Annotated in this window: 19 protein-coding genes; 16 read left to right on the top strand and 3 right to left on the bottom strand. The window is 69.3% G+C overall.

The window, feature by feature from the left end:
- The first annotated feature begins 91 nt into the window (after positions 1–91).
- The 7 genes from BN3560_RS01165 to BN3560_RS01140 all read left to right on the top strand — a co-directional run bounded on the left by BN3560_RS01165 (position 92) and on the right by BN3560_RS01140 (position 8,292).
- Positions 92–2,500: a molybdopterin-dependent oxidoreductase gene (locus BN3560_RS01165; RefSeq protein ID WP_096226669.1), complete on the top strand. Its 2,409-nt coding sequence runs from the start codon at positions 92–94 to the stop codon at positions 2,498–2,500.
- Between the two features lie 9 nt (positions 2,501–2,509).
- Positions 2,510–3,133 (top strand): 4Fe-4S dicluster domain-containing protein, encoded by a 624-nt coding sequence (locus BN3560_RS01160; protein WP_096226668.1) that lies wholly within the window; start codon positions 2,510–2,512, stop codon positions 3,131–3,133.
- A gap of 15 nt (positions 3,134–3,148) precedes the next feature.
- Positions 3,149–4,498 (top strand): NrfD/PsrC family molybdoenzyme membrane anchor subunit, encoded by a 1,350-nt coding sequence (nrfD, locus tag BN3560_RS01155; RefSeq protein WP_227115441.1) that lies wholly within the window; start codon positions 3,149–3,151, stop codon positions 4,496–4,498.
- Positions 4,482–5,234 (top strand): TorD/DmsD family molecular chaperone, encoded by a 753-nt coding sequence (locus BN3560_RS01150; protein WP_161959465.1) that lies wholly within the window; start codon positions 4,482–4,484, stop codon positions 5,232–5,234. The genes nrfD and BN3560_RS01150 overlap by 17 nt, the downstream gene beginning before the upstream one ends.
- 149 nt (positions 5,235–5,383) lie before the next feature.
- Positions 5,384–6,328, top strand: coding sequence for a dockerin type I domain-containing protein (locus BN3560_RS14620; protein WP_227115440.1), 945 nt, complete (start codon positions 5,384–5,386; stop codon positions 6,326–6,328).
- Between the two features lie 90 nt (positions 6,329–6,418).
- A complete protein-coding gene (locus tag BN3560_RS01145) occupies positions 6,419–7,456 on the top strand; it encodes a discoidin domain-containing protein (RefSeq protein ID WP_227115439.1) in 1,038 nt (345 codons plus the stop codon).
- Between the two features lie 41 nt (positions 7,457–7,497).
- On the top strand, positions 7,498–8,292 hold the full coding sequence (locus tag BN3560_RS01140) for a hypothetical protein (RefSeq protein ID WP_096226666.1): 795 nt from the start codon (positions 7,498–7,500) through the stop codon (positions 8,290–8,292).
- 25 nt (positions 8,293–8,317) lie between these two features.
- Here BN3560_RS01140 and BN3560_RS01135 read toward each other — a convergent pair whose 3' ends face one another.
- Positions 8,318–9,451 (bottom strand): hypothetical protein, encoded by a 1,134-nt coding sequence (locus BN3560_RS01135; RefSeq protein ID WP_096226665.1) that lies wholly within the window; start codon positions 9,449–9,451, stop codon positions 8,318–8,320.
- A 32-nt stretch (positions 9,452–9,483) separates the two neighbouring features.
- Here BN3560_RS01135 and BN3560_RS01130 point away from each other — a divergent pair, with 32 nt between their 5' ends.
- From BN3560_RS01130 to ribF, 9 genes are all read left to right on the top strand, one after another.
- A complete protein-coding gene (locus BN3560_RS01130) occupies positions 9,484–11,448 on the top strand; it encodes a GHKL domain-containing protein (protein ID WP_096226664.1) in 1,965 nt (654 codons plus the stop codon).
- A 256-nt stretch (positions 11,449–11,704) separates the two neighbouring features.
- The gene (locus BN3560_RS01125; RefSeq protein WP_096226663.1) at positions 11,705–12,175 is read left to right on the top strand and encodes a ribosome maturation factor RimP; all 471 of its coding nucleotides are present in this window, start codon (positions 11,705–11,707) and stop codon (positions 12,173–12,175) included.
- A 15-nt stretch (positions 12,176–12,190) separates the two neighbouring features.
- Positions 12,191–13,408 carry a transcription termination factor NusA gene (gene nusA / locus BN3560_RS01120; RefSeq protein ID WP_096226662.1) on the top strand — a complete coding sequence of 406 codons (1,218 nt, stop codon included), beginning with the start codon at positions 12,191–12,193 and terminating at the stop codon, positions 13,406–13,408.
- 28 nt (positions 13,409–13,436) lie between these two features.
- Entirely contained in the window at positions 13,437–13,715 is a 279-nt protein-coding gene (gene rnpM / locus BN3560_RS01115; protein WP_087189631.1) for an RNase P modulator RnpM, read from the top strand.
- An 18-nt stretch (positions 13,716–13,733) separates the two neighbouring features.
- Complete coding sequence (infB, locus tag BN3560_RS01110) at positions 13,734–16,514, top strand: translation initiation factor IF-2 (RefSeq protein ID WP_096226661.1); 2,781 nt, start codon at positions 13,734–13,736, stop codon at positions 16,512–16,514.
- A 109-nt stretch (positions 16,515–16,623) separates the two neighbouring features.
- Positions 16,624–17,076 carry a 30S ribosome-binding factor RbfA gene (gene rbfA / locus BN3560_RS01105; protein WP_087189633.1) on the top strand — a complete coding sequence of 151 codons (453 nt, stop codon included), beginning with the start codon at positions 16,624–16,626 and terminating at the stop codon, positions 17,074–17,076.
- Positions 17,073–18,098: a DHH family phosphoesterase gene (locus BN3560_RS01100; RefSeq protein WP_096226660.1), complete on the top strand. Its 1,026-nt coding sequence runs from the start codon at positions 17,073–17,075 to the stop codon at positions 18,096–18,098. Before rbfA ends, BN3560_RS01100 begins: the two co-directional genes overlap by 4 nt.
- Complete coding sequence (truB, locus tag BN3560_RS01095; protein WP_096226659.1) at positions 18,095–19,108, top strand: tRNA pseudouridine(55) synthase TruB; 1,014 nt, start codon at positions 18,095–18,097, stop codon at positions 19,106–19,108. Before BN3560_RS01100 ends, truB begins: the two co-directional genes overlap by 4 nt.
- Complete coding sequence (gene ribF, locus BN3560_RS01090; protein WP_096226658.1) at positions 19,092–20,015, top strand: riboflavin biosynthesis protein RibF; 924 nt, start codon at positions 19,092–19,094, stop codon at positions 20,013–20,015. Before truB ends, ribF begins: the two co-directional genes overlap by 17 nt.
- Before the next feature lie 14 nt (positions 20,016–20,029).
- Here the strand turns inward: ribF and BN3560_RS01085 are convergent, their stop codons facing one another.
- Both BN3560_RS01085 and BN3560_RS01080 read right to left on the bottom strand, forming a co-directional pair.
- On the bottom strand, positions 20,030–21,226 hold the full coding sequence (locus BN3560_RS01085; RefSeq protein ID WP_096226657.1) for an erythromycin esterase family protein: 1,197 nt from the start codon (positions 21,224–21,226) through the stop codon (positions 20,030–20,032).
- 183 nt (positions 21,227–21,409) lie between these two features.
- Positions 21,410–23,476, bottom strand: coding sequence for an LTA synthase family protein (locus tag BN3560_RS01080; protein WP_096226656.1), 2,067 nt, complete (start codon positions 23,474–23,476; stop codon positions 21,410–21,412).
- Between the last annotated feature and the right edge of the window lie 122 nt (positions 23,477–23,598).

The raw sequence follows: 23,598 nt of genomic DNA, 5'->3' as shown, positions 1-23,598 counted from the left end.
TGACGGGCCCCCGTCGCCTCCATACACTGTGCGCCGTCGAAAAACTACCATCTTGGTGAAAAGAAGAGCGAACGAAGAGAGGAAGGACCGTATGGAGCTGACGAGGCGCGGGTTCCTCAAAGGGTCTGCCGCGTGCGGCGCGGCCGCGGCGGCGGGCATGTTCTCCACGGGGGGCTGGCTGGCCCCGGCGAAGGCGTACGCGGGCATCGGCCCGGCCGGCGCCGAGGCGGCGGCCGCCGGCAACGAGTACACGGCCTGCACGTACCACCAGGGCCATTGCGGAGGCATGTGCCCGCTCAAGTGCACAGTGCGCGATGGCCGCCTGGTGAAGGTGGAGCCGAACACGTGCGTGGACGACCGCTACGAGACCATCTGCCTCAAGGGCATCTCGGAGGTGCAGCACATCTACGGCTCGCACCGCATCCAGACGCCTTTGCGACGGGTGGGCGAGCGCGGCGCGAACGAGTTCGAGCCCATCAGCTGGGACGAGGCCTACGACGAGATCGTGGAGAAGCTCACCGCCCTGCAGAAGGAGCACGGCCGCGACTGCGTCATGGTGGGCGCCACCACCGAGGCGAGCTTCCCGTTCCTCGCGCCCCTGCTGGGCGCGCAGACCGGCGGCATGGGCGGCATCGACAACGGCACGGGCAACGGCCTGGACCCGGCCATCGGCCACGGCGGCGGCTACGCCTACGCCACGGGCGAGGCGCGCGACTGGGTCAACGCGAACATGGTGCTCACCGTGGGCAGCAACTTCTGCGAGTCAACGCTGCCGCAGGTGCGCCTGTTCTTCGAGGCCAAGGAGGCCGGGGCCAAGATGGTCACGGTGGATCCGCACTTCTCCACCACGGCCTCGAAGTCCGACGAGTGGATACCCATCACGCCCGGCACCGACGCCGCGCTGTTCCTCGGCATGGCCACGGCCATCGTGGAGGGTGGCTGGTACGACGAGGCGTTCATGGCGGCGCACACCGCCTTCCCGTACCTCGTGGACGTGTCCACCGGAAAGCTCGTGCGCGACCACGCCGAGGACCCGGCCGCGGAGGAGCCGGAGACCGGCGAGCAGAACCCCTTCTTCGTGTGGGATGCCGCCGCGAACGCCCGCGCCCCGTACACGAGCGTGGCGAGCCCCGCGCTCGAGGGCACCTTCACGGAGGGCGGCACCACGTACAAGACCGTGCTCACCTTCTTCAAGGAGAGCCAGAAACAGCACACCCTCGACTGGGCGTCCGAGAAGACGGGCATCCCGGCCGCGCGCATCGAGGAGCTCGCCCGCGCCTACGCCCAGGACGGCCCGGCCACCATCGCGCTCGGGTGGGGCGGCAACGACAAGATGGCCAACGCCGACATCGCCGGCCACGCCGCCGCCGTGCTCGCCGCGCTCACGGGCAACATCTGCAAGCCCGGCGCCAACATCGGCGTGTTCGTGGGCGGCGCGTGGAACGGCTACACGGGCGACCTCGCCAGCTGGGAGCTGCCCGAGGGCATGGCCTCCGCCGACGACGAGATGGCCGCCTACGACATGCGCACGAGGCAGAACAAGGTGCGCGCCTTCATCTGCTGCGGCGACTTCCTCCAGCAGCACTACGCCAACATGAACGCCACGGTCGAGTGGGCGAAGAAGCTCGACCTCATCGTGTCCATCGACCCGTACTTCACCGAGGGCGCCAAGTGGGCCGACATCGTGCTGCCCGCGTGCACGCGCTTCGAGAACGAGGAGGAGGTGGGCAACCTCAAGGTGGGCTACAACCAGCTGGTGCTGCAGAACAAGGTCATCGAGCCCTTGTTCGAGGCCCGCACCGACTTCCGCATCCAGCGCGAGCTGGCCGAGCGCCTGGGCGCGGCCGACGCGCTGCCCAAGACCTCCCGCGCGTGGGTGGACGCCATGCTCGAGAACTCCGAGGACCCGTACCTGAGCGCCCTCACCGTGGAGGCGATCAACGAGAACCACGGCGCCTATCCCCTGGAGGGCATCGAGAAGCCCCGCCAGGCGTTCCCGGACCTCGTGTTCGGCACCCCGTCGGGCCGCATGGACGTGTACTACGACAACCTGGTGGGCTTCGGCCAGGCGCTGCCCGTCTACGAGGACCCCGCCGAGGCCTACGACGGCAACCCGGCCCGCGCGGACTTCCCGCTGCAGCTGGCGAACGTGCGCTCGCGCTTCCGCATCCACAACCAGTTCGCCGACGCGTCGTGGATCCAGCAGTACTACGAGCCCTACGTGGAGCTGAACCCCGCCGAGCTCGAGGCGCGCGGCATCGCCGCCGACGACACGGTGGAGGTGGGCAACGGGCGCGGCAGCTTCCGGTGCCGCGTGAAGGCGAACTCGGCCGTCCGCCCCGGATCGGCGCGCATGATCGAGGGCGCCTCGGCCGACTACCTCGCGTCCGGGAACCTCCAGAACGTGACGAACGACACCATGGTCGAGCGCGGCTACGAGCTCATGACCGGCCCGGTCATCCCGTTCTCGGACACGCTCGTCGAAGTGAAGAAAGCGTAGGGTGACACCATGACGAAACTGGCCATAGCCATCAACAAGGAGCGCTGCGTGGGGTGCCACACCTGCGCCAACGCCTGCAAGATGCAGAACAACGTGCCCATGGGCATGCTCTGGAACCGCATCCTCACCGAGGGCGCGGACACGCTCGACGGCGCGGTGGGCGAGTACCCGAACCTCACGCGCACCTACCTTCCCGTGCAGTGCCAGCACTGCGAGAATGCGGCGTGCCTGAAGGTGTGCCCCACGGGCGCCACGTACAAGGACGAGAAGGGCCGCGTGGAGATCGACTACGACAAGTGCATCGGCTGCCGCATGTGCATGGCAGCCTGCCCCTTCAACGCCCGCGTGTTCAACTGGGAGGAGCCCGTGCGCGACCCCGACGTGAACTACGGAGACGCGCGCGTGCCGGTGCGGAACAAGGGCGTCATGGAGAAGTGCACGCTGTGCAAGGAGCGCACCGACGACGGCGACGTGCCCATGTGCGTGCGCGTGTGCCCGGCCCGCGCCCGCACGTTCGGCGACCTGGACGACCCCGAGAGCGACATCTCGAGGCTCGCCCGCGAGCGCGCCGGCAGCGTGCACCATCTGCTCGAGGAAAAAGGCACCCGCCCGCAACTCTTCTACATAGGCTAGGGAGGAAAACCACTTATGAATTTCTCGAATCTCAAGAACCTCTCGGCCCCGTACAAGGTCGTCATGGGCGTGCTGGCCGTGCTGGTGCTGGCCGGCGTGGGCGCCTACGTGTACCAGTTCATGGGCGGCCTGGGCGTCACCGGCATGTCGAACGGCACGTCGTGGGGCCTCTACATCGCCTGCTTCATGTTCTTCGTGGGGCTGTCGGCCGGCGGCCTGATCGTGGCGTCGTCCGCGTCCATCTTCCACGTGGCCGAGTACAAGAAGGTGGCGCTGCCCGCCATCCTCGTGTCGCTCATCTGCATCTGCATCGCGGGCGCGTTCGTGCTCATCGACTTGGGCGGCATCGTGCGCATCCTGAACCTGTTCGCGTCGCCGAACTTCATGTCGCCGCTTCTGTGGGACATTTGCGTCATCACCACCTACCTGGTCATCAACCTCGTCTACCTGTACTTCATGACGTCGAAGAAGCCCGGCGCGCAGGACAAGGTGGCCATCGTGAGCCGCTTCGCGCTGCCGGTGGCCATCCTCGTGCACTCCGTGACGGCCTGGATCTTCGGCCTGCAGATCGCGCGCGCAGGCTGGTACTCCACCATCATGGCGCCGCTGTTCGTGGCCTCGGCCATGGACTCGGGCCTGGCGCTTCTGCTGCTGGCGCTTCTGTGGATGAACCGCGCCAAGGTGTTCGCCACGTCGCGCAAGCTCATCGCGAACCTGGCCGGCCTTCTGGCCGTGTGCATCGCGGTCGACGGCTACATGGTGGGCTGCGAGGTCCTCACGATGGCCTACCCCGGCACGGAGCACGGCATGGCGGAGCTCGGCCAGCTGTTCGCCGGGGCCACGGCGCCGTTCTTCTGGATCGAGATCATCGCGGGCGTCATCGTGCCGTTCACCATCCTCGTGTTCGCGAAGAACCGCCGCCGCATGGGTCTTGTGGCGCTCGCGTGCGCGGGCGTGGTCGTGGGCGTGTTCTGCAAGCGCCTGTGGCTGCTGTTCACCAGCTTCATCTTCCCGAACGTGTCCGGTGCGCCGGGGCTCATCTCGGGGTCGTCCTCGTCGCAGGGCGCGGCCGGCATCGACGGGTGGGCGGTTGCCAGCTCGTATATGCCCACGCTGCCCGAGATCATGATCGCGGTGGGCATGGTGGCGCTGGGGGTGCTCGCGTTCCTCGTGCTGACGAAGGTGTTCCTTTCCTACGACCCCGCGCCGGCACTGGCCGACGACGTGGCGGCGGGGTTGGCCCCGGCCGATGCGGCGCCCACGGTGGGCGGTGCGCCGGCCGGCGGCCGGCCGTGCGACGGCGTTTTCGGCGCGCAGGCGGGCGGCGCGCCGGTGGAAAGGCCTTCGCATGCCGACGCCTGCTGAGGTCTGGACGCGCCGGGCTCACCGGTTCGCGTTCTTGGGCAACAGCCTGCTCGCTCCGATGGCGGCCGATGCCGCGTTCGGGCTGGACGAGGCATTTTGGGACGAGTTTGCAGCTGGCGAGGTCGAGGGCCCGTCCGTCCGCCGCACGCTCGAGCGCCTGAAGGCCTACGCCCGTGCCGAGCAGGTGGACGGCAGGGAGATCGGGGAAGCCGTGCGGCGCGTGAACGTGGAGTACGCGCGCTTGTTCATCGGCCCGCCGAAACCGGCCGCGCCGCCGTGGGAGACGATGTACGCGCAGGCTGGGCAGGTGGGGGAGATCGGCTTCGGCCGCGCCACCGTGGCCATGCAGGACCTGCTCGCCGAGGCCGGCCTCGTGCTGGCGAACGAGAACAACCAGTACGCCGACCACCTGGGCATCGAGCTGCTCTACCTGGCCGAGCTCTGCCATTGCTGCGCCGCCGGTGCGGACGGCGGGGCCTCGGGAGTCGCTGGTGATGCGGACGGCGGGTCCTCGGCTGCCGCAGTGGCCACAGAAACGCGTGAGGACGCCGCAGCCGCGGTTGCCGGTGCGGCGGCGGACGAGCCCCTTGGCTGCGAGGAGCGCCTGCATGCGTTCGTGCGCGAGCACCCGGCCGCGTGGGCGCCGGCGTTTCGCGACCGCGTGGCCGAGGCCGCTCCCGACGGCTACTTCGCGCCGCTCGCCGCACTGGTGTGCGACCTGCTGGAAGAACTATAAGGGGAAGGCGCGAACAACGCGCCTTCCCCTTGCTTTTTCATGGGCAAACTCATAGTGTTTCCGTTACCTTTATGCTATCATTTGCGCAGCATATCACGCGGGAGGGTCCCGCACCTACGTAATGGCTGGCGAGAAACGGAAAATCGAACATGAAACGCAGTCCCCGCTTCCTCTCGGCGGCATTAGCCGTCGTCTTGGCCTTTTCGCTGTTCGGCATCCCGGCGTATGCTGTCGATGCTGATACCGACGACGCTACTCCGGCTCCGCAGGAGTCCCAAGAACCTGCAGCCGACCCCGCGGCTCCCGAGGTGCCCTCGGATACTCCGGCGGTTGTCGAAAACAACACCCTGCCGCCCAACGCGGACCAGCCCAAGAACGAGGCTTCCTCCGACCCGGTGGGCTCGATACGCCTCACCTTGGTCGAGGGCCGAACGGCCATCGTAGACTCCGCGGCGGGTATCAGCGCAGGGTACACTGTCTCGCTCGATGGTGCCGATGGCTTCCATCGCACCGCGACGGGCAATCCCTCTACGGCGAACCTGCAAAGCACCGTCCGCTTCGACGGCCTGGCCGACGGCGCCTACGAGCTCGCGGTGAGCGCGCCCGGTTTCCTGACGTACCGCCAGCAGATCGAAATCAAAGCCGACGCCGTGTCGCTTGAGCTGCGCACGGGTGACTTTAAGGTGAACGAAGAGGCGGCGCACCCCGGCCTGATGGTGTCGGGCGACGTGACGGGCGATGGCGTTGTCGATGTGTACGACGCCAAGGCTGTCATCGATGCCCTCGAGTCCCTCGATTCCCCCGACGGGCACGATCCCGCATGCGACCTCGACGGCGACGGCGCCGTGACGCTCGTTGACTTGGAGATCGCCGCTGCGAACATCGGCAAGACGCAGGTGAATGCCACCCTTACCCGCACGGTTTCGGCTGCTGCGGTGAAGGCGACGGCGAACGAAGGCGTTGAGGTTTCGGCCGATCCGGCTTCGCTGCTCAAAGGAGAAGAATCGGTCATCTTTGAGTCTAAAGATGCGATCTCGGATAGCAATCCTGTCGTGGTCCCGCTGGCGGCATCCGGCGTGTCGAGGCGCTGCTGAAGGGCGTCGACGGGCTTCTCCACGGAAGCCACGTACACCGACAACGCCTCGTCGCTCGGCAATCGTACCGTAGCCTATGAGGTGACGGCGGTGGACAAGTTCCTGAACCGCTCGGCAGCGAAGACGCTCGACCCCGTGAAGCTTTCCGGCAACGGCCTGCAGGACAAGACCGGTTGGACGGTTTCCACGAACATGGTCTCGCAGCAAGACGTGGTGCCGCCGTCTACCGACGACGACCCCGACGCCCCCGAGCCCCAGCTGGCTTCGGCACTTGCCGTGGACGGCAAAGCCGACACCGTGTTCGCGGGAGTGTCCGCAAAGGAGGATCCCTCCTTGACTATCGACATGGGCAAATCGACCCAGGTGACGTCGGTGCGCTACACGCTTGAAGGTGCGGATGCGGCCGCCGCCCTGGGTGCTTACCGCATCGAGACGAGCTTGGACGGGGAGGCCTACACGGCCATTAAGGAAGGCCGGCTGCAGCTGGGAGACGATGGCACGGCAACGCTCTACTTCGACAACGGCGACGATCCGTGGATCTGCACCTATGACGCACGTTACCTGCGCATCACGGGCGTGGGCCAGGCGGGCAAGACGCTTGCGGTGGGCGAGATCGACGTGTCCGGGCCGTCCGGCGACAACGTGGACTTCCTCGCGGCCGGCGAAGGCGAAGCCATCGGCATCCTCAAGAGCGACTTCGTGTACCAGCCTGCCATGGAGGGCCAGGCCGCGCGCTCAATCCCCAAGGGGTCGGTGGTGTTCGTGGGCGACTACAAGGGCAATCCAGCCTACAACGTGGTGATGCTCTACGACGCCCAGGGCAACGTGGTGGGCGGCGTCGATGAGAACGGCAACGTGGTGGCGAACCAGATCATCCTCGCGCCCAACCCCGGCGATGCGTTGCTGGGCGAGACGTCCGAGGGCCGGTGGGTGTACTGGATCGAGCCTGCGATGCTCAAGGAGATACAGCTACCTACCCAAGTGCGCGCCGAGCTCTACCGCGTGGACAACGCGCTCACAAACGAGGGCCAGCGCCTGACGAGCGACTCGCTGTTCGCGAGTCGGCCCGAAACGCTGCCAGAGATCGAGCTGACCGGCGACGTCGCGTCCGGCGCGAAGAACGACTAACCCGAGACGTGAGAGGAACGGTTGACGATATGATGAGTACGATGAAGAAATTTGCGGCAGGCGCCCTCGCAGCGTGCGCGCTCTGCCTCGCGCTGGTGCCGGGTGCCGCGTGGGCGGCGGTGGATCCCGAGGCGGTGCTCCAAAAGGTGGACGGCTCGGACGACGTGGCCGTGTCCCTCAAGCTGCCCGAGGGCGCTCGCGACAACGTGCGCACCCTACGATTGACGCTGACGGTGAAGGGCGCCGACCTCGATGGGGTGGAGGCCGGCTTCGCGTTCGACGGGTCGTTGGACGGCGTGGCGGTCAAGGAGGCGCGCTACCGGCATGAAGGCAGCGAAGGCGTCTTGAGCTTGTATTTGGCCGGCGACGCGAACTTGTTTGCGAACGACACCTTAGCACTCGGCAGCGTGCGCCTGGCGGGGGAGGAAGGCGCGACGGTCGAGATCGGCGTGGGTTCCTTGAGCGTGGTGAACGCTGCGCACGATGCGTCCGACCCTGCCGTGTACTCGCAGGGATCGGTGCCGGTGGAACTCGGGGCCGAAAGCACGACCCCGAACCCGCCCGAGCCTCCTGCGGGCGAAGGCGAGGGCAACGAGCCCGGCACCGGCGACAACCAGGGTTCCGGTGAAGGCACCGGAACGGGAAGCGGAAACGGGGGCACGGGCTCCGGCAACGGTTCGGCCAACACGAGCCCCGGCGCGCCCACCGGCACGGACCAGTCGCTCGTGACCACGGGCGATAGCCTCGCCTCCTCGCCCGCCGCATTAGGGACTGTCGCACTTGCCGCCGCTGCCGTAGTGGCTCTCGGCCTCGTGCGGCTCGGCAAGCGCCGCTGACGGCGCCGCTGGCGCCCTTTTTCGCCTACGGGCGCTTCTTGGCCAAGCTGCCCTTCGCGCGCAGCACGGCGAGGGCGCCCCCTGCGATGCCCACGGTGCCGACCGTGATCCCAAGGGCCCAGGCGAAGCCGGGAATCTGGTCGTTGCCATGCGGGGGAGCGCCGTCGTCTGGCGCGCTCCGGTACCCGCCGGTTTGCGCGCCGTTGCCGCCTGCCGAGCTTGCCCCGGTGCGTTCCTCCCTGCCTTCGCTTTCCGCGGCCTCGTGCTTCTCGGCGTCGCTTCCCGCCCCTTCTCCGTTCGCCTCGGAACCCGAGGCGGCTTGCGCCCTCTCCATGTTCGGCAGCAGGCTCTTCGGCGTGCTCCCGGGATCCACGCGCTCGCTCTCTCCTTGCACCGCGCCGCCCCGGTTGCCGCCGCTGTCGCCGGCGCCTGTTTCCGGCGGGTTCACGATGTTCGGAGGCTCGTCGTCGGGATCGTCGGGATCGTCGGGGCGCCATCCGCCCTCGTAGGCGATGAGCGCAGGTTCGAACTCGGTGGTCGTCAGCACGCCGCCCTCGCGTGTCACCGCGGTTGCGCGCAGGTAGAAGTCGCGGTAGTCGACGGCTTTCGACGAATAGCTGACGGTGCAGTACAGAATGGTCGGGTCTTGGTAGTTGTCGTCGAAGACGGGGGAGATGCTGTCCGCGCCTGATGCGTATTCCTGCCAATCCTCATCCCATTCGAACGTGCCCCAGCGCTCCCAGTTGCCCGGCTCGTCTGCATACGCCCGATCGACGTAGAGCACTTGCAGGGCGGGGTGCCCGGTATCCTCGTCGCGGCAGTACGGATCGACCGGCAATGACGGCAGGTACAGCAGCGCGCTCATGCCGACATCGGGGATGATGCGGATGACCTGGCCGAACGGCTGGTCCACGTGGCCGATGCCGCTTCCGGGGCCGCCGGTCCCGCTGCCGAGGGAGCCTCCGCCGCCCTCGCTGCCGGGGGCGATGCCCCCGACGCCGCCCGCCATGCCGCCGCCCGGCGAGCCGCCGAGCGCTCCTCCCGCCTCGGCATCCGCCCAAGCCGCCGTCCCGCCGTTTGCGGCCAGCGCGGCCGCCAAGCCCAGGGCCGCCGCGGCGCGGGCGGCGGGGCGGAGGCGTTTTCTGGTAAGATGCCGCACGGGGTGTCCTTGTCGTCGGGAGGGGGTCGTTGATGTCGGTTCGCTCGGCCGTGCGCGCGGCCGTTGGCGCGGCAGCGATCTTCCTGCTGGCGGGATGCCTGCTCGCGCTGGCGTACTACCATGATAACAAATACCTTTCCCCACCGCCCTATGGGGCGGGCGGCGTCCTCGAGCTGGCGGATGCCGACCTCGGGCGCCCCGTGCCCCTCGTGGACGGCTGGCTGCTCTCCGTCGACGGCGCGTCGCAAATCGAGACGTTCATCGGCCAGTACTCAAACTTCTCCTACGTGCCGGGCGGCGCCTCGGCCTTCGGAACCGCCGTCTACGAGCTCGAGCTGCGCTACGTGGGCAACGCTCCCGAGCGTGCACTCGTGCTGCTGGTGCCCGAGGTGTACGGAGACTTCACCCTGTACGTGGACGGCGCCGTGGCAGCGGCGGGCGGCGACGGTGCGGAGGTGGGCGTCGTGGTACGCGACGGCACGCGCCTCAAGCTGGAGGTGGAGAACCGGGAGCATTACTACAGCGGGCTGTACTACCCGCCCGTGCTCGGCACGGCGCAGGCCATGGGGCGGCTGGGCTTCGCGAGCGCGCTCGGCACCTGCGTGCTCGTGCTGGGCCCCCTTGCGGCGGCGCTGCTCTCCTTCGCGGTGCGCCGCCGGGGCGGCGGCGATGCGCTCCTGCGCGACTTCGCCGTGCTGTGCCTGGCGTTCGCGGTGGCCGGCGCGCACGGGTTGGCGTGGCGCGCGGGCATCGCGAACGCCTGGTGGTACGCCCTGGAGGACGCGGCGTGGGCGTGCGTGCTCGTGGCGGCCGTGGCGCTGGCCGCCCGCGCTGCGGGCCTGCCGTGGACGCAGGCGGGGCACCCGGCCGCGCGGTGGGGGGCCCGGGCGCTGTGGCTGCTGCCGGCCGTCACGTTCGCCTGGGCGGCGGCCCTGCCCGCGCTTCCCGCCTCCATCGGGGCGTACGCCGCGTTCCAGAGCGCGGTGCGCATCGCGTGCTGGGGGCTGTTCGCGGGCTGCGCCGTCGTGGGCCTGCGCAACCGCAGCGCCGAGGCGCGGTTCGTGCTGTACGGCTGCGCGGTGCTGGGAGCCGCCCTCGCGGCGAACCTCCTGGACGACAACGCCTACGAGCCGCTGTACGGCCTGTGGCAGCACGAGTACGCGGGGCTCATGCTGGTGGGCGTGTTCGCCTGGATGCTCGCGGTGCGCGTGCGGCGCCTGCGGGCTGCGCAGGAGCAGGTACGCGACCTGGAGGTGCAGGTGCACGCCGCCGAGGCGGGCCTCGTGCACCTAAGGCACGGCGAGCGGGAGGCGCGCACGGCGCGCCACGACCTGCGCCACCACGTGGCCGCCCTGCGGAGGATGGCCGACGAGGGGGCGTGGGAGGACTGCCGCGCCTACCTGGACGAGCTCGCAGGGCAGCAGGACGCCGCGCCGCCCCTGCGCTACACGGGCAACGTCGTGGCGAACGCGGTGCTGGCCGCCTACCTCGCGCCGGCGCAGGCCGCGGGCGTGCGCGTGGAGTGCGACGTGCGCGTGCCCGAGCGCCTGGGCCTGGGCGCCACGGAGCTGTCCGTGCTGCTGTCGAACCTGCTGTCCAACGCCGTGGAGGCGTGCGAGCGCGCCCGCGCGGCGGGCGAGGACGAGCCGTACCTGGCGCTCTCCATGCGCACGAGCGGCAACGTGCTGGCCCTGCGCTGCGAGAACTCGGCCGAGCCCGGCGCGTCGTTTCTGGCCACGAGCAAGGAGAACCCGCGCGAGCACGGCCTGGGGCTGCCCGCCATGCGCGAGATCGCCCGGCGCCACCGCGGCGAGCTCTTCGCGGAGGCCGCCGACGGCCGCGCCGTCGTGCGCATCGGCCTCGCGCTCGATGCCGGCGGTGTCGGCGGGGGCGTGCCCGCCGGTCCGGGCGGCAGCGCTTCTGGGGGCGGCTCCGCTGACGGCGGGCCCGTTTCCGCCGAACCCGGCGCCGCCACCGTCCGCGGCGAAATGTGGTGAGATTGCGAGAGCCCTGATCGCGTCACTAGGCAACCGTCGCAGAATATGGTATAACCTACCAAGCAAACGCGCACGAGGCGGGTGAGAGGTACGTGCGCACCATACTTTCGAAGCATGAGAAAGTGGGCCTGTTCCCGCTTTCTTTGTTTGTAGAGGGCCGGTTCGCCCCACGCCGCGAGGCGGGAGGGCGCCCGGTCCGGCAGGACGGCACGGCGGCGCGCAGGAGAAGGCGCGCCGGGCGAGAGAGGAGGCGGACGTGCTCGGCAAGAAGGAACAGCAGCTGCTCGACGCGCTGGCCCCCCGCGCGGCCGAGGAGGGCGTGGAGATTGTCACCGTGGAGGTGGTGGGCGCGAAGAAAGCGCCTACCATCAGGGTGTACATCGATGTGGAAGGCGGCGTGAGCTTCGACGAGCTCTCGGCCGCCCAAGGGTGGATCAACGACCTCATGGACGAGCTCGACCCGTTCCCCGGCGCCTACACGCTGGAGGTCTCGTCTCCCGGCATCGACCGCCCGCTGCGCACGCCGGAGCATTTCGCGCGGTTCGCCGGCGAGACGGCCGTGGTGAAGACGGCCGCCCCCCTCGACGGGCGCAGCGCCTTCACCGGCACTATCGCGTGCGTCGCGGACGGCGCGGTGGAGCTCGACGTGGACGGCACCGCCTTCCGCATTCCCGTATCCGACATCAAGCGCGCCCACCTCAAGGGCGCTGTCGACTTCAGCTCATAGGAAAGGACTTCAGACGTGGCAACTTCAGAACTGATCGAGGCCTTGCAGGCCCTGGCCCACGAACGCAAGATCGACGAGTTCTACCTCATCGAGCGGTTGGAATTGTCGCTGGCCAAGAGCTATGAGCGCATCTTGGACCTCGAATGGGACGCGCGCGTGACCATCGACCGCCAGACGGGGCATATCTACGTCTACGAGCTGGTGCCGGTGGGCGAGCCCGACGAGGAGACCGGCGAGTACAGCGAGTTCGAGGAGCGCGACGTGACGCCGGCCGACGTGAGCCGCATCGCGGCGCAGAACGCGAAGGGCGTCATCGCGTCCATCGTGCGCGAGGCGGGCCGCCAGTCCATCTACGAGGAGTTCTCGGGACGCGTGGGCGACCTGGTCACGGGCACGGTGCTGCAGGGCACGCCGGACTTCACCATCATCAAGATCCGCGAAGGCGTGGAGGCGGAGCTGCCGCACTACGACCAGAAGCGCAACCCGGGCGAGCGCAACGAGCGCCCGTCCAACGAGCACTACCGCCACAACCAGCGCCTGAAGGTGCTCATCATCGACGTGCGCGACCCGAACTCCGACGCGCCGAAGATGCGCGGCGAGCAGGCCCGCCCGGCCATCGTCGTGTCGCGCACGCACCCGGACCTCATCCGCCGCCTCTTCGAGATCGAGGTGCCGGAGATCTACGACGGCATGGTGGAGATCAAGTCCATCGCCCGCGAGCCGGGCGCGCGCTCCAAGATCGCGGTGGCCTCGCGCGAGGCGAACCTCGACCCGGTGGGCGCTTGCGTCGGCCCGAAGGGCAGCCGCGTGCGCATGGTGGTGGAGGAGCTGCGCAACGAGCGCGTGGACGTCATCCAGTGGCACGAGGACCCCGCGTCCTACGTGGCAAACGCGCTCTCGCCCGCGAAGGTGACGAACGTCATCATCGACGAGGACAACCACTACGCCACCGTCGTGGTGCCCGACGACCAGCTGTCGCTGGCCATCGGCAAGGAGGGCCAGAACGCCCGCCTCGCCGCGCGCCTCACGGGCTGGCACATCGACATCAAGAGCGCGTCGTTCGCCGGCGAGCCGCTGGCCGCGGGCGACAACATGCTCATCGACGAGGACGTGGAGGCCGACGACGAGGCCGGCCTGTGCGCCTACGTGAGCGAGGACGGGGCACGCTGCCGCAACCATGCCCGGCCGGGCAGCCGCTACTGCGGCGTGCACGCGGACCTCGACGGGGAATAGCGGCCAAGGGAAACGAGCGAGGCGACGGATGGCAACGGAGACGAAGAAACGGCAGCGCAGCTGCATCGCGTGCGGAAAGCAGGCCGGCAAGGCCGAGCTCTACCGCGTGGTGCGCACGCCGTCGGGCTCCGTGGCGTTCGACGGCACCGGCCGCGCGCCGGGGCGGGGGGCGTATGTATGCTCCGAGGCGTGCTTCGCCGCCGCATGCAAGACCAGAAAGCTTGAACGGGCGCTGAAGACGAAGCTCGATCACGATGAGTTGGAACGAATCGCAGCCGAGGTGTCTTCGGCGCTGCGCGGAGCGTAAGGGAAGAGGAGTTGGTATATGGCCAGCATGCGCGTACATGAGTTGGCGAAGGAATTCGACATGACGAGCAAGGAGCTGCTCGACAAGTTGAACGAGATGAAGATACCCGCGAAGAGCCACGCGAGCATGCTCGCCGACGCCTACGTGGCCAAGATCAGGAAGAACCTCGAGCCCGAGATAAAGCAGCGCGCGGGCCAGCTGGAGGCCGAGGAGGCCGCCGAGCTCGCCCGCGAGCGTGCCGAGGCCGAGGCCCGCAAGGCCGAGGAGGAGCGCGCCCGCCGCGAGGCCGTGGAGCAGGAGCGCGCCGCCCGCGAGGCCGAGCGCGCCCGCCGCGAGGCCGCCGAGGCCGAGGGCGGCGAGCAGGGCGGAGAGGGTTCCCAGGACGGGCGCAAGCCGGCCAAGGCGCCGGCCTCGTCGCCGTTCGAGAGCCTGGCGAGCCAGATCGAGAGCGAGAAGGAGCGCGTTGCCCGCGAGGCTGCCGAGGCCCGCGCCCGCGCCCGCCAGGCCAAGGCCATGGCCGAGGTGGCGAAGAAGCAGGCCGTGGAGGAAGCGCTGCGCCAGCGCAACAGCAAGAAGCAGAAGGGCTCCGCGTCCTCCGCGCCGAAGCCCGCTCCCGTGATCGGCGCGAAGAAGGCCTCTGGGTTCGATTCGCTCCTCTCGCAGATCGAGGCCGAGAAGCAGCGCATCGAGGCCCAGAAGAAGCAGGCTGCGTCGGCCGGCGCCGGCGCCAAGGACGCCGCGCGCAAGGGCGGCAAGCCCGAGCGCGGACCGAAGAAGGGCAAGCGCGGCGGCTCGTTCGAGCAGATCGTGCCCGAGCTGGAGGTCCAGCAGCAGCCTGCGGGCGAGGACCGCTACGCCCAGATGGCCGTGCAGGCCGAGAAGCTGCAGCGCGACAAGGTGCTGGCCGAGGCCCGCGCCGCCGTGGCCGCCGCCTCCACGCACGAGGGGGAGGGCCGCCGCAAGAAGCGCAAGGAGAAGCGCGAGGCCGAGAACCGCGAGCGCCTGGAGATGGAGGCCATCGAGAAGGGCCTCGACCCCACGCTCGTGCTGGACGACTCCGTGGTGGAGATCCCGCAGGGTGCCACCGTGGCCAAGTTCGCCGAGCTCATCGGCGTGCAGCCCAACGACGTCATCAAGCGCCTGTTCATGCTGGGCCAGGTGCTTACGCTCACGCAGTCCATGGGCGACGATTTGGTGGAGCTCATCGCCGACGACATGGGGCGCAAGGTGCGCGTCGTGTCGCCCGAGGAGGAATACGCCGTCGTCTACCACGACAAGGACGAGGACCTCAAGCCCCGCCCGCCCGTCGTCACCGTCATGGGCCACGTCGACCACGGCAAGACGTCGCTCCTGGACGCCATCCGCGACACGGGCGTTGCCGCGGGCGAGGCCGGCGGCATCACCCAGCACATCGGCGCGTCGGTGGTGGAGATCGACGGCAAGCAGATCACGTTCATCGACACGCCGGGCCACGAGGCGTTCACGGCCATGCGCGCCCGCGGCGCCCAGGTCACCGACGTCATCGTGCTCGTGGTGGCCGCCGACGACGGCGTCATGCCGCAGACCGTCGAGGCCATCAACCACGCGAAGGCGGCCGAGGTGCCCATCGTGGTGGCCGTCAACAAGATCGACAAGCCGGGCGCGAACCCCGACCGCGTGCGCCAGGAGCTCGTGGAGTACGGCGTCATCCCCGAGGAGTGGGGCGGCACGAACATGTTCGTGGAGGTGTCGGCCAAGCAGCGCCTGCACATCGACGACGTGCTGGAGACGATCATCCTCCAGGCCGACGTGCTCGAGCTCAAGGCGAACCCCGATGCCGAGGCCTCCGGCTTCGTCATCGAGGCGAACCTCGACAAGGGCCGCGGGCCGGTGGCCACCGTGCTCGTGCAGCGCGGCACGCTGCATCCCGGCGACATCGTGGTGGCCGGCACGTCCTACGGCCGCGTGCGCGCGCTGGTGGACCCGCGCGGCAAGCACGTGGACGAGGCCTACCCCGCCGACCCGGTGGAGATCCTGGGCCTGAACAGCGTGCCGGTGGCCGGCGACGAGTTCCGCGTGTTCGACGACGAGCGCGACGCCCGCAAGCTGGCCGAGGAGCGCGCGCTGCGCGCCCGCCTGGCCGAGCAGGAGACGAAGTCGCATGTGAGCCTGGACGACCTGTTCAGCCGCATCGAGGAGGGCAAGCAGACCGACCTGAACCTCATCGTGAAGGCCGACGTGCAGGGCTCCATCGAGGCGCTGCGCGACGCGTTCGAGAAGATGGACCAGTCCGAGGTGCGCATCAACATCGTGCACTCGGCCGTGGGCGGCATCACCGAGACCGACGTCACGCTGGCCTCCGCCTCCGACGCCATCATCATCGGCTTCAACGTGCGCCCCACGGGCAAGTCGAAGGTGCAGGCCGAGAAGGAGAAGGTGGACATTCGCCTGTACCGCGTCATCTACCAGGCCATCGAGGAGATCAACGCCGCGCGCGTGGGCCTGCTCTCGCCCGATATCGTGGAGGAGGACACCGGCGTCGCCGAGGTCCGCGAGACGTTCAAGGTGCCGAAGGTGGGCACCATCGCCGGCTGCTACATCACCGAGGGCGAGATCAACCGCGACGACAAGGTGCGCATCGTGCGCGACGGCACCGTGATCTTCGAGGGCGTCATGGAATCGCTGCGCCGCTTCAAGGACGACGTGAAGACCGTGAAGCAGGGCTACGAGTGCGGCATCGGCATCCACGGCTACCAGGACCTCAAGATCGGCGACACCATCGAGGGCTACCAGGTGAAGGAAGTCGAGCGAACGGAGTAACCGTTCGTAACCGATACGAGCATCGAAGCGCCCGTCGGCCGTCCCGCGATACACTGGACGCGACGGGCGCGTTTTTCGCGCAACCCCCGACTGTTTAGGAGGCGGCACCATGAAGCAAGGATCTTCGAACCGCAAGGTCAACGAGCAGGCGCGCGAGGTCATCGCGAGCATCCTCCTGTTCGAGATATCCGATCCGCGCCTCGAGCTCGTGACCATCACGGGCTGCGAGGTGAGCTACGACCGCAGCGTGTGCAACGTGTTCTACACCACCGAGCCCGAGCGCTACGACGACGTGGCCGCCGCCTTCCAGAAGGCGGCGGGGCGCATCCGCTCGCTCATGGCGCGGAAGCTCTCGTGGCGCGTGGCGCCCGAGCTGCGCTTCCTGCTGGACACGAGCGTCGACCAGGCCGAGCGCATTGCGAGCGCGCTCGCGGCCGACGCGCACCGCAGCGCCGTGGCCGCTCCCACGGACAGCGATGTGCCGGCCGATGCCGACGCGTTCGCCGCCGAGCGCGCGGAGGAGCAGGCCGAGGACCGCTCCCATGACGGGGAGGGCGCATGAGCGTCACGCCCCAGACGAACACGACGCTGCCCGGGCTGGCCGTCGCGCTCGGCGAGCGCGACGACTTCGTCATCTGCGGGCACGTGAGCCCCGACGGCGACTGCATCGGCTCGCAGCTCGCGCTCATGCACGCGCTGCGCTCGCTCGGGAAGCGGGCCGTGTGCCTGCTGGCCAAGGACGAGCCCATCGACGCGCGCCTGGCGTTCCTGCCGGGCGCCGACGGGCTCGTGCCCGCGGCGCTCTACGACGGTCCCGCCGCCACGTTCGTGGCGGTGGACGTGCCCATGCGCGACCGCATGAACTCCGCGGCGGCGCACCTGCTGGACGCGTGCGCCTTCTCGGCCACCATAGACCACCACGCCTACGACGAGCGCATGACCGACCTCGCCTACGTCGACCCCGCCTCCGCGTCCACGACGATGCTCGTGTGGGAGCTCGCCGGCCTCATGGGCGCCGAGCGCGGGGCCGAGCTTGCCGCGTGCTGCTACACGGGCCTCGTCACCGATACGGGGCGCTTCCAGTACCAGAACACCGACGCGGCCGCCCTCGCGGCGGCCTCGGCCATGGTCGCCGCAGGCGCCGACGCGGCGGGCGTGGCGCGCGAGATATTCCAGAGCCGCTCGCTCCCCTCCGTGGAGCTCGAGGCGCTGGCCGTCGAGCGCATGCGCTTCGGCGCCGACGGGGGCTGGGCGCTGAGCTGGGTCATGCGCGACGACTTCGAGGCCACGGGCGCCGTGAAGGCCGATGCCGAGCCCCTCATCGACGCGCTGCGATCCCTGCGCGGCGTGCGCGTGGCGTGCATGCTGCGCGACCAGGGCGACTCGGTGCGCGGCAGCTTCCGCGCGAAGGACGGCACCGACGTGGCGGCGCTCGCGCGCACGCTGGGAGGCGGCGGGCACCGGGCCGCGGCCGGCTTCACCGTGTCCGGCCCCATGGAGGCTGCCGTGGAGCGCATAAGCGCGCTGCTCGACGAGGCGCTCGCGGGCACGCCGGACGATGCAGAGGGGGAGCGCGGGGCGTGAAACGGGGAGATTCGGGGCTTTCCCTGGTCGTGGGGGTGAACAAGCCGGCGGGCATGAGCTCGCACGACGTGGTCAACCGGTGCCGCCGCATCTTCGGCGAGCGCCGCGTGGGACATACGGGAACGCTCGACCCCATGGCGACGGGCGTGCTCCCCCTCTGCGTGGGGCCTGCTACGCGCCTGGACGCCTACCTCGTGGGCCATGACAAGCACTATCGCGTGCGCATAGCGTTCGGTGCGGCGACCACCACCGACGATGCCGAGGGCGAGGTCGTCCGCACGGGCGACGTGCCCGCGCGCGTGCTTGATCCGGCGTTCGCCGCCTCGTTCGCTAAGGGCCTGACGGGCGCCCGCAAACAGCTGCCGCCTGCCTACTCGGCCATCAAGGTGAACGGGCGCAAGGCATGCGATGCCGCTCGCCAGGGCACCATCATCGACCTGGCGCCGCGCGACATCGTGGTGCACGACGCGCGCCTCGTGGCGGTGCACGAAGCGGGGGACGGCTGCGAGCTGCCGTCATGGGACGTGGAGTTCCACGTGTCGAAGGGCACCTACATCCGCGCCCTCGCCCGCGACACCGGCGCGGCCTTGGGTTGCCCGGCGCATGTGGCGGCGCTCGAGCGCACGCAGCTGGGCCTGCTGCACCTGGAGGAGTGCGTCACGTTGGAGACGCTGGCCGAGCTCGGCGACCGCGCCGCGCTCGATCCGGTGCGCCTGCTGGGCACGCGCTTCCTCTACGCCGACGGCCCGCTGGCCGCCGGCGTGCGCAACGGCAACGCGTTGCCGGGATCGACCGGACTGTTCGAGCGCCGGCGCGGCGCGCTGGACGCGGAGTTCTGCGCCTGCACGGCGGGCGTGCGCGAGAGCTGCGAGGCGCCGCACGACGGCGAAGTGGTGGCCGTGATCGCCGAGAACAAGCTCGTGGCGCTGTACGCTTACGACGAGGGCCGCGCCGCCTACCGCGCGCGGTGCGTGTTCCAGACGGGGGTTTCTCGTGGCAGAGATCTATGAGGTGGGGGAGGGTTTCGACCATGCGTTCTTCGCGGGCACGTCCTGCGCGTTCGGCGTGTTCGACGGCGTGCATGCCGGGCACCGGTACCTGCTGGCGCAGGCGTGCGAGACGGCTGGGAGGTCGGGCGGCAAGAGCGTTGCGCTCACGTTCGACATCGATCCCGACGAGGCGTTCCACCCCGACCGCCTGAAGAAGCTCATGACGAACGGGGAGCGCCTGGCCATGCTCGCCTCCACGGGCGTGGACGCCGTGGCCGTGCTGCCGTTCACGCCCGCGTTCGCCGCGCTTTCGCCCGAGGCGTTCCTCGAGGCCACGTTCGACGGCACGGCGCCCGCGTACCTGCACGTGGGCTGCGACTTCCGGTTCGGCGCGCGCGCGGCCGGAACCGTGGGCGAGCTGGAGGCATGGGGGGCCGGCGCCGGCTGCGCCGTGGCGGCGCACGACCTGAAGAGCGCCGACGGGGCCCCCGTCACGGCCACGCGCATCCGCCTGCTCTTGGCCGAGGGCGACATAGCGGAGGCCAACCGCCTGCTCGAGCGCCCGTACTTCATGACGGGCACGGTGGAGCCGGGCCGCGGGGAAGGGGCCGACCTGGGCTTCCGCACCGCGAACCTTGCGGTGCCCGATCAGCTGCGCCCGCTCGGCGACGGCGTGTACGCCGCCTACGCCCACGTGGACGGCGCGCGCTACAAGGCCGCCGTGAACGTGGGCGTGGCCGCCACGTTCGCCGACCGCGCCACCGCCACCTGCGAGGTGCACCTCCTCGACTTCGCCGGCGACCTGTACGGGAAGCCGGTCAAGGTGGAGTTCCTGCACTGGCTGCGCCCCATGCGCAAGTTCGACGACGTGGACGAGCTCATCGCCACGGTAAAGGGCAACATCCAGTGGGTGAGGGAGAACCTGTAGCGAGCGCCAGCGGGTCAGTTGAGGGGCGTGCAGTCCGGCGAATCCGACAGGAGCACCAATTTCTGGAAGTAGTCCGTCGTGGATAGGCCTTCGTCAGTGCCCTGGTTGACGAGGCTCTGCCCTGCTGCGAAAGTGCTGCCCGCTTCGTCGAGCGAAAAGAGCACGTCTTGGCCGAACCATTGCTCGAACGGTCGGTAATCGAGGTCTGCGTTGGAGGGCGAGTAGCTGCGGAGGAGAAGCGGGCCCTGCTCCGTATGGGCGAGCAGGATGGAGCACACCGCCCCTGCGACAGGCGATCCGGCCGCATCGAGTCGCATGGCGAACCGATTGTACGTGCTGGAGCAGAATTCGGTCTCGCAGGCGCTCTGGATGACGTGCTCGCTGCCGAGCTCGCCGAAGAAGGCCTCCTGCGGGTAGCGTTCAGCAACGAACCGGAAGTTCGCCATCATCGCCTCGTCGCGCAGGTCGTTCGACTTCGAGGACCGCTCCGCTTCCGTTCCCCGGTAATAGCGCACGGTGCGGTCGAAGTTCTCGGCAAACTGCACCGCCCATCCGTACGAGCTGCCGAACGCTGCCTGCGCCTCTTCCGGTTGCTCGCGTATCGCCTGCCCCAGCTCCTCCAATGCCTGAACATCGCCGCTTAGGGCCCTTTCCAAGGTTGCGGCGAAGGCCTCGCCGACGTCGGCGGAGCCGTCGGCGAGCAGGGAGAGGCCCCGGGCGGCGGTCTCGGGCTGGTGGTCTACGTCCAGCCCGATCACATGAAGCTTCTGCTGGTCGGGCAGGGCTGCATTGTACTCCCGGAGCCAAACCCAGAAATCCCGCTCTTCTTGGGTATATCCCATCGTGCCGCTGAGCTGTTCCAGGTAGAAGTCCAGCTCGTCCGCATTGCCTGTTTGGAGGTAGCGGTCCAGCAGCAGGCCGCTGCCGAAGCCGGTCTCCCAGAGGAGGTAGCGTACGCCTTCGTGTTCATGGAAGTAGCGCACAAGCAGCTTCTCTGCCTGCTTGTCCTTCGCCTTCGTGTGGGTTTCCCCGGCAAGGAACACTCGGTAGCCGTCGACGTTGCCGATGGAGCCCTTTGCAAGCGGCTGTTCCAGGTCGAACGGGTTTGCCTGGCGCTCAAGATATTCGCGCACGGCGTCGGGGATGCCGGTTCCGCATCCGGGCAGGGCGAGCAGCGCCGCTGCGAGCGCTATTCCGACCATTGCTCTCATCTGGTCCCTCCTAAGAGGCCGTATGCTATCCGAAAGGCCATGCCTAATAATGATGGGGGGGGGCGTGTGTCAATGACTGGCCGACAGATAAGGGGACGAAGGGGGTGCGGGCGGTTTCCTGTCGAGGTTTCCGGGGATGCTGCCTCATCGCGGATGAGGCAGCATCCCTCCGTGCCCGTTCACCTACCTTGCTGACCAGGCGGAATCCTTGTTGAACAGGTTGTCGTACTGCACCGTGGCGTAGGCGCGCAGGGCCTCCAGCGCGCCGGGATCCCCGCCGTCCTCGTCGCCGAAGCCGTGCCAGGCGCCGTCGGCGGTCAGGAAGCCGTTGAGGTTGATGGCGGGAATCGCCTCGCGCACGGCCAGCAGGAAGCGCTGGTAGCCCGTCGTGGGCAGGCCCGCGGCCTCCACCAGTCTCGATCCCAGGTAGTTGAGGCTCGTGCGCTCGTCCGCGCCGCCGTCCGGACCGTGGGCGCCCTGCGCGCGGGCGGCGTCGTTCGCCCAGATGAGGTATGGCACCGTGTAGCGCTCCTGCACGGCCTCGAGCCCCAGGTCGTCGGCTGCGGCGCCGTCGTGGGTCGCTTCGAACAGCCAGTCGCTGAAGCCGGGCTGGTGGTCGCCGAAGAAGCACAGCACCACGGGCCGGTCGAGCGCGTTGAGCTTGTCCACGAGGTAGGCGAGGTCGCGGTCGGCCTGGCGGATGACGCTCGCGTACTCGTCGAGCTCTGGCGACATGCTGCCGTCGCCGAGCGGCACGCTCACGGCCAGATCGTCGGACAGGCCGCCCACATCGTAGCCGCCGTGGTTCTGCAGCGTCACGTCGAAGACGAACTGCGGGCGCCCGTCGGCTTCCAGCAGGTCGAGCACGTAGTCGTACGTCGCGCGGTCGGTGGTGAGCCCGCGCAGCGTGTCGGCGCCCGCGAACGCGGACTGGTCGGCGAACTCGTCGAAGCCCAGCTGGTCGTACACGCGGTCGCGGCGCCAGTTCGTGCTTTCGGCCGGGTGGACGGCATGGGTCGCGTAGCCAAGCCCGGAGAAGTAAGACACGAGGCTCTCGGCGCCGTCGAGGTCGTACAGCACATAAGGGTACACGCCGCCGCCGAGATGGCCCATGCTCGAGCCGGTGAGGAACTCGAACTCGCTATTGCACGTGCCGCCGCCGAGCGCCGATACGTACGCGTCGCCCGCTTCGAGCGCTTCCGCGGCAATCTCGTAGTAGTGCGCGGGACGGGCGCCGGTGCCGGCGAGGCCGGGATAGCGCGAGAGGTCCGAGAAGGTCTCGTTCATGACGGCTATCACGGTAGGGGCTTCGGTTTTGCCGGCCGTCTCGGGCGCGCCGCCGAGACGGCCGATCAGCGCGGCCACGTCGTCGGCGTCGTAGCCGTCCGGTTCTGCCGGGCTTAGGTCCTGCACGTGCTTGAGGAAGCAGAGCGCCGAGCCCTGCTCGGCGTACGACTCCTTCACGCCCCAGACGTCCACCGTGCACGCGTACGCCTCCTCCAGGTCGTAGGAGCCCAACCACCAGCCGAAGCATGCTGCCACGGCCACGGCGCACGCCGCGTTCACCGCGACCCGCCGCGGCGAGACCGTCGCCCTCGGCAGGAGGGAGAGCGCCGCGAGGCACAGGGCGAGCACGGCGGCAGCCTCCAGGAGCCGTTCGTCGAGCGCGAACGTGTAGCCGGACCCCACCGATGCGGCCGTCGAGAGCGCGAGCAGGTCGGCCGGCACGATGGGCTGCCCCTTGAACGCGATCACGAAGTGGTTCGCCGTGCCGGCCAGGAAGCACGCGGCCAGGAACAGGCCGACGGACGCGCGCGAGCGCTGCCCGGCGAAGTACACGACGGCGAGGAGCAACGCGAGCACGCACAGGTTCGCCGCCGCATAGTAGGGGTCCATGGCGAGCAGGGCGTCGTTCCACGGCCGTTCCAACAGGTAGAAGCCTGCGGGCACGGCAAGCGCTACGGCGAGGGGCCGCATCGCGCCCGCCGTTTTGCCGTCGATGCCCGGAGCACGCCCGCGCACAAGCGGCACGCAGCCGCAGGCGGCCAGCAGCAGGGCCGTGAAGGCCGTTTGCGGCCAGGGCGCCTCGACAAGGCCGGCTGCGGCGTAGAGGCACAGGCCGAGGGCGGCCAGGGAGCCGGCCAGGACGGCGGCGAGCGCAAGGGCGCGCGGGCGCGTGGGAGCCTTGGGCGCCCGCGAGGCGGATGGGGGCTCGGTCGGGACGGCAAGGCGGGTCTGCCGCTCGGTCATTAGGTACTCCTCGGTGAAAGACGATGCCCGTTCGACACGATGCCCGTCCGCGTGCATAAAAGAATGCCCATCATACCGGTTTTCCCGCCGCCCGCACCGCAGGCTCTGGCGAGCGGCACGCG

Source organism: Gordonibacter urolithinfaciens (assembly GCF_900199375.1).
Lineage (GTDB): Bacteria > Actinomycetota > Coriobacteriia > Coriobacteriales > Eggerthellaceae > Gordonibacter > Gordonibacter urolithinfaciens.
The sequence above is the reverse complement of the archived record's forward strand: the minus strand, read 5'-3'. Positions and strand labels throughout refer to the sequence as shown.